Source organism: Conyzicola sp. (genome assembly GCF_057073975.1).
The window spans coordinates 26,005-35,293 of the sequence record NZ_JBXMIS010000062.1; the positions used below are offsets into that span (position 1 = coordinate 26,005).

10 protein-coding genes and 1 pseudogene are annotated in these 9,289 nt (G+C 68.3%); 4 read left to right on the forward strand and 7 right to left on the reverse strand.

The features are described 5' to 3' along the window. Positions 1–63 precede the first annotated feature (63 nt). From AC14A7_RS05630 to AC14A7_RS05645, 4 genes are all read right to left on the reverse strand, one after another. Positions 64–795, reverse strand: a complete 732-nt coding sequence (locus AC14A7_RS05630; protein ID WP_484007056.1) for an FAD:protein FMN transferase — start codon at positions 793–795, stop codon at positions 64–66. Next, positions 795–1,247, reverse strand: coding sequence for an FMN-binding protein (locus AC14A7_RS05635; protein ID WP_484007058.1), 453 nt, complete (start codon positions 1,245–1,247; stop codon positions 795–797). Before AC14A7_RS05635 ends, AC14A7_RS05630 begins: the two co-directional genes overlap by 1 nt. Continuing rightward, complete coding sequence (locus AC14A7_RS05640; RefSeq protein ID WP_484007060.1) at positions 1,244–2,656, reverse strand: ferredoxin reductase family protein; 1,413 nt, start codon at positions 2,654–2,656, stop codon at positions 1,244–1,246. The genes AC14A7_RS05635 and AC14A7_RS05640 overlap by 4 nt, the downstream gene beginning before the upstream one ends. A gap of 62 nt (positions 2,657–2,718) precedes the next feature. Further along, positions 2,719–3,438 (reverse strand): VIT1/CCC1 transporter family protein, encoded by a 720-nt coding sequence (locus AC14A7_RS05645; protein WP_484007062.1) that lies wholly within the window; start codon positions 3,436–3,438, stop codon positions 2,719–2,721. Between the two features lie 193 nt (positions 3,439–3,631). Between AC14A7_RS05645 and AC14A7_RS05650 the strand changes: the two genes are divergently transcribed. Further along, positions 3,632–3,940 carry a helix-turn-helix domain-containing protein gene (locus tag AC14A7_RS05650; RefSeq protein WP_484007064.1) on the forward strand — a complete coding sequence of 103 codons (309 nt, stop codon included), beginning with the start codon at positions 3,632–3,634 and terminating at the stop codon, positions 3,938–3,940. Here the strand turns inward: AC14A7_RS05650 and AC14A7_RS05655 are convergent. The 3 genes and pseudogenes from AC14A7_RS05655 to AC14A7_RS05665 all read right to left on the reverse strand — a co-directional run bounded on the left by AC14A7_RS05655 (position 3,921) and on the right by AC14A7_RS05665 (position 6,256). Continuing rightward, a pseudogene (locus AC14A7_RS05655) lies at positions 3,921–4,511 on the reverse strand (ClpP family protease). The gene AC14A7_RS05650 and the pseudogene AC14A7_RS05655 overlap by 20 nt on opposite strands. Then, a complete protein-coding gene (locus AC14A7_RS05660) occupies positions 4,508–5,122 on the reverse strand; it encodes a ClpP family protease (RefSeq protein ID WP_484007066.1) in 615 nt (204 codons plus the stop codon). Before AC14A7_RS05660 ends, AC14A7_RS05655 begins: the two are co-directional and overlap by 4 nt. Before the next feature lie 183 nt (positions 5,123–5,305). Then, entirely contained in the window at positions 5,306–6,256 is a 951-nt protein-coding gene (locus AC14A7_RS05665; RefSeq protein WP_484007068.1) for a helix-turn-helix transcriptional regulator, read from the reverse strand. An 87-nt stretch (positions 6,257–6,343) separates the two neighbouring features. On the opposite strand from AC14A7_RS05665, the gene AC14A7_RS05670 reads away from it, so the two are divergent. From AC14A7_RS05670 to AC14A7_RS05680, 3 genes are all read left to right on the forward strand, one after another. Further along, complete coding sequence (locus AC14A7_RS05670) at positions 6,344–6,760, forward strand: DUF1761 domain-containing protein (RefSeq protein WP_484007070.1); 417 nt, start codon at positions 6,344–6,346, stop codon at positions 6,758–6,760. A 169-nt stretch (positions 6,761–6,929) separates the two neighbouring features. Beyond that, positions 6,930–7,952 (forward strand): LacI family DNA-binding transcriptional regulator, encoded by a 1,023-nt coding sequence (locus AC14A7_RS05675; protein ID WP_484007072.1) that lies wholly within the window; start codon positions 6,930–6,932, stop codon positions 7,950–7,952. A 74-nt stretch (positions 7,953–8,026) separates the two neighbouring features. Continuing rightward, positions 8,027–9,253: an ABC transporter substrate-binding protein gene (locus AC14A7_RS05680; RefSeq protein WP_484007074.1), complete on the forward strand. Its 1,227-nt coding sequence runs from the start codon at positions 8,027–8,029 to the stop codon at positions 9,251–9,253. Positions 9,254–9,289: the final 36 nt, after the last annotated feature.

Sequence of the window (9,289 nt, forward strand, 5' to 3'; positions counted from 1 at the left end):
AATGCCGGATGCCTACCCCCTCATGGTGGCTCCGTCGCGCGAGCGGCGTTAGGGCCGAACGTCCTAGGAGGCGAGGGCGATGGCGGAGCGAAAGCCGGGGGTCGCGGTGAGGGCGCCGGCTCGATCGACGGCGAGCACGTGAATCGGCCAGCGATCGGCCACGTCGTCGAGCGCATCCGGACCACCGGCGACGATGGCGGTCGCGAGCACATCCGCCGTCACGATGTCGGCGGCCATCACGCTCACCTGAAGGAACGCCGACGCCGCCAGTTCGGCTCCTCGCCAGATGTGGTCGCCGCGCTGGGCGCTGCCAGAGGTGGCGAGTGCGCGCCGGTCACCGCCGAGGTCGATGGCGGTGAGCAGCGCGCTCTGGTCGGCGGGGTCGGCGATGCCCGTGGTCCAGCCGGTGCCGCGAACGAGGATGTCGCCGCCGATGTTGATGGTCCACGCGGGGCATCCTGCCGCATCCAGCATCGCGCCAGCCTGCTCGATCGCCTCGGCCTTGACGATGCCGTTGAGGTCGATCACGCCGTCGGGGCGATGCACAGAGAACAGCGCGTTGGTTGCCGCCCGCCACTCGAGGCTGCGCGCGTAGCTTGCGAGCAGCCGGGGGCTCGCCTCGGTCAGCTGCAGGGCTCCGGCTGCTATCTGGCTTAGCTCCGAATCTTGGCGGTAGAGGCTGAACCGCTCGTCGATTGCCGCGAGAGCCTTCTCGATGTCGGCGACGACGGGAACGAACTCCTCAGGCAGCTCGATGGATGCCATGGTGCCCATCGTCGCGAACACGCGGCGCATCAGAGCCCGGCCTTGTCGAGAGCGGACTGCACGGATGCCAGATAGGCGTCGGTCGTGTACGTCGCGCCGCCGACGTTCGACACGGTGGCGGACTGCGCGGCGATGACCTCCTCGCGCAGCAGGGGAGCAGCGCGGTTGCTGATCTGCACCGACCTGCGGCCGTCGTCGGTGAGGTGGATCGGGGTGACGTCTGTTATCGCCCCGCCAGAGACCGTCACCGCGACCTGAACCGCCCCGAACCTGGTCATGACGCTCGAGCCGGTGAACGTTCCGTCGACCGATGCGGGTGTGGTGCTCGAGCCAGAGGCAGTGGCCGTGCCGGCTCCGGCCAGCGGCTGCGAGGTCGAGGTCTGCGCGCTTGGTGCCGTCAGCGCGGCGCTGCCTGCCTGCCATCCGATCACGAGGATGGCAAACGAGGCGAAGACGCCGCCGAGCACTGCTCGAGTTCTCACCAGTCGAACCTCTCTGCGTGGATCTGATGCGACGGCACCCCGGCGGCCAGTGCGTCTGCCTCGATGGCGTCGAGCCATGCTCCCGGTCCGCACAGGTAGAGGTCGGAGTCGAGCAGGTCTGGGAACGTCGACCGGATGGTGACGCCGCGATTAGCGTCGCGCTCCGTCATCCAGCTGGCGCCGGTCGGGGAGCGGTGCCCGACCATCACGTAGCACTGGGCGCCCTTGGCCTCGGCGATCGCCTGCACCTCCTCCCACAGGTAGGTCTCGTCCTCGCTGCCGGCGCGAAGGAGGATCGTCGCCTCACCCGGGGCGAAGCTCGCGTGCTCGAGGAACGCGCGAATGGGGGTGATGCCGACGCCGGCGGCGACGATGGCGAGCTTTGGCGAGGTGCGGGCAGCATCCGTGAAGAGTCCGTAGGGCCCCTCGATCGATACGGCTGTGCCCCGCGGGATAGCGCTGATGCGCGCGCTGCCCGCGCCAAGGTCGCGCACGGTGATCCTTGCCGTGTCATCGGTCGGCATGGAGGAGAGCGAGATGGGGTGGGAGTGCCACCAGGTCGCGCCCGTCCAGAACCGCCAGACGAAGAACTGCCCACCAGCCGAGCCGAGTTCACGCAGTCGCCGCCCGGCGAGGTGGATCGAGACGACTCCCGGGGCGATCGGCTCGACGGCCGAGACGGTGATGCGGTGCCGAAGACTCGACACCACCGGCTCGACGAAGCGGAAGACGACGATAGAGCCGAGCGCCAGCGCGTAGAGCGAGATCCAGTAGGCGCGCTGAGCGGTTCCCTCGGCGAGCACCCCGCCGACGCTCAGCTGGTGGGGAAGCGCGACGGCGACGGAGACATAGCTGAGCAGGTGGATGAGGTGCCAGCCCTCGTAGCTGAAGCGGCGGCGCACGGCGACGAGCGAAGTGACGACGACGGTCACGATCAGGCCGATCGCGACGAAGGCGAGAGGCATGTCGGGGACTGCCAGCATCGAGGCGATCTCTGCGACCGGGTTGATGCCCTCGGCCATCGCGTAGCCGGTGAGGAGCAGCGCGGCATGGCCGAGCAGAAGGTACAGGGCGGGCTTGCCGAGCGAGCGATGCACGGCGATAGCCCGATCGTGGCCGATGAGCCGATCGATCAGCGGGATGCGGGCGGCCAGCACGAGCATGACGAGGATGAAGTCGGTTCCGACGAGGCCGGCGACAATACCGAGGCTCGTGACGATGTCGCTCGCGGAGCCGAACTGGGCGGCACCTCCCGAGGCGAGGAACAGTGCGGCGGCCGCTGCGCCGGATGACCACAGTGCGATCACGAGCAGGTCGGCGCGCAGCGCTCGTCGCGCGTACCGCCGCGCGAAGTCGGGTCGCGCCGCGCGGTGCGGCATCGACGTCACGGGTAGCGCCTGAGTGCTCATGAGACCACTGTCGACGGCAAAGCTATGCGCCGACTATGAGGGCGCATGCCCTCCGATGTGAATCACACCACCCCGGTGACCCCGAGCAGATTGCCGATGAGGAAGGTCGCGCCGAGGGCGAGTGCGCCGCCGATGACGACGCGAAGCGTTGGCCGAATCCATGGGCTGTTGCCGATGCGCGCGCCCAGCGCACCCGTGATCGCGAGCGACACCAGCACGGCCGCGAAGGTGACGGGCACCCGCACGTCAGCGGGCGGAAGCAGGATGGCGACCATCGGAAGGGCCGCGCCGATGAAGAAGGCGAGCGCGGAGGCGCCGGCCGCCTGCCACGGGCTGACGACGTCCCGCTCCGTGATGCCGAGCTCCGCCTCGAGGTGTGCGCTGAGGGCGTCGTGGGCGGTGAGCTCCTCTGCCACGAGCTGCGCCGTCTCGGTCGAGAGGCCCTTCGCCTGGTAGATGCCAGCCAGCTCTGCGAGCTCCTGCTCCGGCATTTCGAGCAGCTCGATGCGCTCCCTGGCGATGAGCGCGCGCTGGCTGTCGCGCTGACTGCTCACCGAGACGTACTCGCCGAGGGCCATCGAGATCGCCCCGCCGACGAGCCCGGCCGCGCCCGCGGTGACGATGGGAGCGAGGTCGGATGTCGCACCAGCCACACCGACAACGATGGCAGCGACCGAGACGATGCCGTCGTTGGCGCCGAGCACTCCCGCTCGCAGCCAGTTCATGCGTCCCGCCAGGCCGGCGACGTGCGGTTCGAGGGAGTGGGCGATCGGTGCGGTCATGCGTCAAGCCAATCACCGACGAGGCGGCAGCACTAGGGACCATCGGCCGCGTGCCCTCGGGGCTCGCGCTGGGGAACCGGGACCCCGACTCGATCATCCTGGAGGCGTACGGGCGGGACACTCCGGAGGCGTAGCGCTCTGCTGTGAGCGGATTAACCGCGACAGGACGGGCAGCCGCTGCTTGACTTGCCGCATGGCTGAGATCATCAGAATCGAGACGGCACGCGACCGCCGTGCCACCACCCCAGAGCCACTCTGGCGAGAGCTGCTCGGCGAGCGGCTGCGATCCCTACGACTAGAGCAGGGGCAGAAGCTCACCGACACCGCGGCCCGAGCCGGCATCTCGCCGCAGTACCTGTCGGAGATGGAGCGCGGCCGCAAGGATGCCTCGAGCGAGATGATCTCGGCCGTCGCCGGCGCCCTCGACACGTCGCTGCTCGAGCTCGCCCGCGACATCGGCCAGCGCTCGCCTCAGGCCGGCGTCATGCTGCTCGCTGCCTGATCTCGTCGATGAGGCCGTAGTCGCGCGCCGCCCCCGCGGTGAAGATGCGGTCGCGGTCGGTGTCGCGCCGCAGCGTCTCGATGGATTGACCCGTGTGCGCAGAGAGCACCTCCTCGATGTCGCCGCGCACCCGCACGAGCTCGTCGGCCTGCAGGATGAGGTCGGGGATCGCCCCGCGCCCCTGACCGACCGGCTAGTGCAGCAGGATGCGCGCGTGCGGCAGCGCCGATCGTCGCCCCGCTGCGCCCCCGGCCAGCAACGTCGCGCCAGCGCCGACCGCCTCGCCGACGCACGTCGTCGCCACGGGGGAGGTGATGAACTGCATCGTGTCGTAGACGGCGAGCATCGCAGAGAGGTCGCCGCCCTCGCTGTTGATGTAGAGGTTGATCTCCTGCCCTGTACCGTCGGCCTCGAGGTGCAGCAGCTGCGCGATGAGGGCATTGGCGACCCCGGCGTCGATGGCCGTTCCGAGGTAGACGATGCGCTCAGCGAGGAGGTGCGAGTAGACATCCATGACCCGCTCGCCGCGGGGGTGCTGGGTGATGACGCTGGGGATCGTGTACTGGCTCATGCGTTCACCGACATTCCGATTGGCACGCGCCGCGACGGCATGACCTGGTCGAAGGAGTCGACGACGCGGTCGATGAAGCCGTAGTCCTTCGCCTGCTGCGCGGTGAACCAGCGGTCGTGGAGGGAGTCCTCGAAGACCCGCTCGATCGGCTGGCCGGTGTCGGCGGCGATGAGGCCGAGCACGGTGTCGCGCATGTGCCGCAGGTCGTCGGCCTGCACCTCGACCTCGACGGCCGAGCCGCCGATGCCAGCCGACCCCTGGTGCATGAGGATGCGCGCGTGCGGCACCGCGGCCCGCTTTCCCTTCGTGCCCGACGAGAGGAGGAACTGCCCGGCGCTGCACGCGAGACCGAGGGCGAGCGTCGAGACGTCGCACGGCACGAGGTGCATGACGTCGCGGATGGCGAGCATCGACGCGACAGACCCGCCGGGCGAGTGGATCCACAGGGCGATGTCGGCCATGGGATCGTCGGCCGCCAGCGTCAGCAGCTGGGCGGTCAGCAGCATGCCGTTGTCGTCATCCAGTGCGCCATCGAGAACGAGGATGCGGTGGTGCAGCAGCTGCTGCCTCATCGCGTCGGTGAACATGGGAGGTCTCGCGTCGTTTGCCATGCGCCAAGCGTGCGGCGCAGCGGCCGTCCGATCCATTCAATCTGCGCTCGGCAGATCAGCCCACGGCAGCGGTCAGGGGAACGTCCAGATGCGGCCGCAGGAGGTCGGTCGAGCGCTGCATCCACCCGGAGCTCGGCGAGCTCGAGCTGGTCTGCCAGTCGCTCACCGAACGCAGGTGCTGCGCTAGCTGGACAAAACGTGCGCTTTCGCGAAGCGCGCTGCGAGCTCGGCGAACGCCGCCGAGAGCTCGGGCGGGCCGACGACCTCCATCGGCGCATCGAATCGGCCGAAGGATGCCGCGAGCGCTACCCATGACCACGCACCCATCTCGAGGCTGCAGCGGTCGTCGCCAAGGTCGACCACCGCTCCGTCGGCGGCGAAAGGCGCGACCTCGCTGGCGGAGCGCCCAAGAACGACCGTTCCGCGGCACGGCCACGCATCGGTTTCCGCCCCCTTGAATCGAGAGGCCACGAACTCGTGCACGCTGGCACCCGGCAGCGCTCGCGACGCGAAGCGGGCGCCGTTCGGCGTGCGCGGGGTGATCCTGTCGGCGCGAAAGATGCGCCAGTTGCTCTTGTCGAGATCCCACGCGACGAGGTACCAACGGCCGTGCACGGTCACGACGTGGTGCGGCTCGACACGGCGAGGGGCCGCGCCCTCGTAGTCGAAACGCAGGGTCTCCTTCGCGCGAACTGCGGCCGTGAGCGCGATGAGCACCTCTGGTGCGACTGACCCGGATGAGGTTGTCATCGCCGTGAAGCTCGTTGCATCGAGGCGGTGCCGCAGGCGGGATGGCATAACCTGCCGCACGGTGGCGAGAGCTCGAGTCGCGCCCTCGGCGATGTCGATGCCGCTCGCCGACGCGGTCCGCAGCGCCACGGCGATCGCCACGACCTGGTCGTCGTCGAAGAGCAGCGGAGGCAGCTGCTCGCCCGTGTCGAGCCGATAGCCGCCGTCGGGCCCCATCGTCGCCCGGATGGTGTACCCGAGCTCGCGCAGTCGCCCGACATCGCGGCGCACCGTTCGGTGGCTGATCCCGAGGCGGTCGGCGAGCAGCGTGCCCGGCCAGTCGCGGCGCGACTGCAGAAGGGACAGCAGCTGGAGGAGGCGCGCTGTCGTCGTGGCCGCGGTCATTCTCCAACACTAGGTCGAATGAAGGACCGAATCAGTCCTATACGGGTGATGTGCTGGGAATCCCAACCCCAACCACAAGGAGCCCCAATGTTCACCGTTATCAGCGAGCTCAACTGGCTCGCCATCATCGCCTCGACCCTCGTCTTCGCCGTGCTCGGCGGCGTCTACTTCACCGCGATCGTCGCTAAGCCGTACGCCGTGGCCCTCGGCAACGAGGGCACGCAGCTGCCGAAGCCAGGGTCGATCGTCATCGTCGGGCCACTGATCGCAAGCCTCGTCATCGTGATCACGAGCGCCGTACTGCTGCGCGCGCTCGAGGTCGAGCAGGTGGGCGACGGCGTCGCCTTCGGCCTCTTCGTCGGCATCGGCTACCTCGTTGCCCAGACGGCGACCATCGCCATCAACCCGAACTTTCCGCGGCCGCTGCTCTACACAGCCGTCAACGCGCCGTACTTCGTGGTGTGCATGGTGGTGGCGAGCATAATCCTGACGCTCTGGCACTGATCTCGACCGGGAGGGCCGGGCTTCCCGGCCCTTCCCACATTCGCGGTTGACACGAAACAGATCTCGCGGCTATGGTTTGCTGTAACGTTCCAGCAGTATCCGCAGTGAGATTCGCTGGAACGTTTGAGCACCGCGGCTCACCGGCCGCCCAATGCACGGGAGAACGCAAATGGCAGGCACGTCACCGAAGTCGGGAGTCACCCTCCGCGACATCGCCGACGAGGTCGGACTCTCGGTCAGCGCGGTGTCGATGGCGCTACTCGACCACCCGAGAATCGGCGCGGACGCCAAGGCCCGCGTGCGCGCCGTCGCCGACGAGCTCGGCTATGTCGCGAACTCTGCGGGCAGGGCGCTTCGGGCCCGCCGCGCCGACGCCGTCGCCCTCATCGTTCCGAACACGAGCCAGCACGTCTTCGGGCACGCCTACTTCATGCACGTTCTCACGGGTGTCACCGAGGTCGCCAACGAGAAGGATGCCCAGGTCATCATCTCGACGAACCCCGACGAGTCGCACGGCATGGTCGCCTACGAGCGGGTCATGCGGTCTGGGTCTGTTGACGGGGCGATCGTGACGAGCGCGTCGGTCACCGACGACAACATCCAGCGACTTGTGGCGAGCGGCCTGCCGGTGGTGCTCCTTGGTAACTTTCCATACCTGCCTGATGCCGTGAGCATCGGGGTCGACGACCGGGCCGCCGCCTTTGAGGCGACGACGCACCTCATCGAGGCGCATGGCCGCCGCTCGGTCGCGCACGTGAGCGGCCCGCTCGACCACCAGAGTGCCATCGATCGTCGGGATGGATTTCTCGCAGCGGTGGAAAGGCACGGGGTTGACGGCCGCATCGTCGTCGGCGACTACAGCGAGGAGTCGGGGGCGCGTGCGGCAGAAGAGCTCGTCGGCGTCGACGGCGTGTTCGCTGGCAACGACGAGATGGCCTTCGGCGCAATGACCCGCCTTGGCGCCCTCGGGCTCGAGGTTCCATCCCAGATCTCGATCATCGGCTTCGACGACTTCGGCCTCAGCCGGGTCACGAGTCCGGCGATCAGCACAATGCACGTGCCGGCAGAGCGCATGGCACGGCTTGCAACCGAGCGACTGTTCGAAGTCGTGTCAGGGGCCCGCATCGCGAAGGACGACTTCCACGTCACTCTTCCGGTCGACCTCGTGGCGCGGCAATCGTGCGGCTGCTAGGCGTACCACCGAGAGGGCCGTCTCTCACCCCAAGAAAAGAACCATCTCATACAGCCCAAAGGAGAGCTTTTCCAATGAGAAGAATCGCAACAGCGATCGCGGTGGCATCCGTCGCCGCACTCGCAATCACGGGATGCAGCACCGCTGCGCCCAGCACCGACGGCCCTGTAGAACTCACCCTCTGGACCGGCTTCACCGGTGGAGACCGTGGAGCCTACGAAGACCTGATCACCGAGTTCAACGCGACCCACGACGACATCCAGGTGACGATGGAGGTGCAGCCGTGGGACACCATCGCCCAGAAGCTGCCGTCCGCATGGGCGACGGGCCAGGGTCCTGACCTTGCAACCCCGAACTTCGACCCGAACATCGTGGCGAAGTACCTCGAGACCGACTCGCTGCTCGCCCTCGACAACGTGGGTGACACGAGCCTCCTCGCCCCCGCGGCCATTGAGGCATTCACCGTCGACGGCTCGCTCTATGCGGTGCCAGCCAACATTGCGACACTGCAGCTCTACTACAACAAGGCACTCTTCGAGGCAGCGGGAATCGACGCCCCAGCGACGACCGTCGAGGAGTTCAAGGAGGATGTGGCGACGCTGACGAGCGGCGACACCGTCGGCCTCTCTGTCGCCGAGCGAGAGACCATCCAGATGTGGCCGATCCTGCAGTGGCTCGACGGCGGCGACATCGTCGATGACGAGGGCTGCTCTGTGCTCGACAGCGACGCGAGCGTTTCGGGCCTACAGAGCTGGGTCGACCTCGTCGAGAGCGGTGCGATGCCCGTCGGCCTCACCGGCGCAGAATCCGACTCGCTCTTCGCCGCGGGCAAAGCGGCGATGCAGCTCAACGGTCCATGGGCCGCTGCTGGCTACACCGAGGCCGGAATCGACCTCGGCGTTGCGGCCGTGCCCGTCGGCGTGGACGGTCCCGTGACCCTCGGCTCCACCGTGCCGATGGCCATCGCGGCCGGAACGGAGCACCCCGCAGAGGCGCAGGAGTTCCTCGAATGGTGGACGGGAGCTGACGCCCAGCGCCAGTTCGCGCTTGCGAGCGGCTTCCCACCCGTGCGCACCGACCTCGCCGACGACCCGGAGCTCGCAGCCAACGAGGTTGTCGCAGCGTTCGCCGCGGCTCTGCCTGGCGCGCGCCTCTACCTACCCGGCGTGACCGGCGCTACCCAGGTGGACGCCGAGGCGTACGTGCCATTCATCGGTGAGATCACCCGCGGAACGGACGTGGCGAGTGCTGCTGCGGCCGCCAGCGAGAAGATCAACGCGATCACGGGGTGCGAAGGCTAGTGACCACCGCACCAACCTCCTCGGTCGTCGGGGGAG

What these genes read in the sequence shown, in the direction of transcription:
- AC14A7_RS05630 (WP_484007056.1), bottom strand. Translation starts at nt 795, where the DNA reads ATGCGCCGCGTGTTCGCGACGATGGGCACCATGGCATCCATCGAGCTG.
- AC14A7_RS05640 (WP_484007060.1), bottom strand. Translation starts at nt 2,656, where the DNA reads ATGAGCACTCAGGCGCTACCCGTGACGTCGATGCCGCACCGCGCGGCG.
- AC14A7_RS05645 (WP_484007062.1), bottom strand. Translation starts at nt 3,438, where the DNA reads ATGACCGCACCGATCGCCCACTCCCTCGAACCGCACGTCGCCGGCCTG.
- AC14A7_RS05650 (WP_484007064.1), top strand. Translation starts at nt 3,632, where the DNA reads ATGGCTGAGATCATCAGAATCGAGACGGCACGCGACCGCCGTGCCACC.
- AC14A7_RS05660 (WP_484007066.1), bottom strand. Translation starts at nt 5,122, where the DNA reads ATGGCAAACGACGCGAGACCTCCCATGTTCACCGACGCGATGAGGCAG.
- AC14A7_RS05665 (WP_484007068.1), bottom strand. Translation starts at nt 6,256, where the DNA reads ATGACCGCGGCCACGACGACAGCGCGCCTCCTCCAGCTGCTGTCCCTT.
- AC14A7_RS05670 (WP_484007070.1), top strand. Translation starts at nt 6,344, where the DNA reads ATGTTCACCGTTATCAGCGAGCTCAACTGGCTCGCCATCATCGCCTCG.
- AC14A7_RS05675 (WP_484007072.1), top strand. Translation starts at nt 6,930, where the DNA reads ATGGCAGGCACGTCACCGAAGTCGGGAGTCACCCTCCGCGACATCGCC.
- AC14A7_RS05680 (WP_484007074.1), top strand. Translation starts at nt 8,027, where the DNA reads ATGAGAAGAATCGCAACAGCGATCGCGGTGGCATCCGTCGCCGCACTC.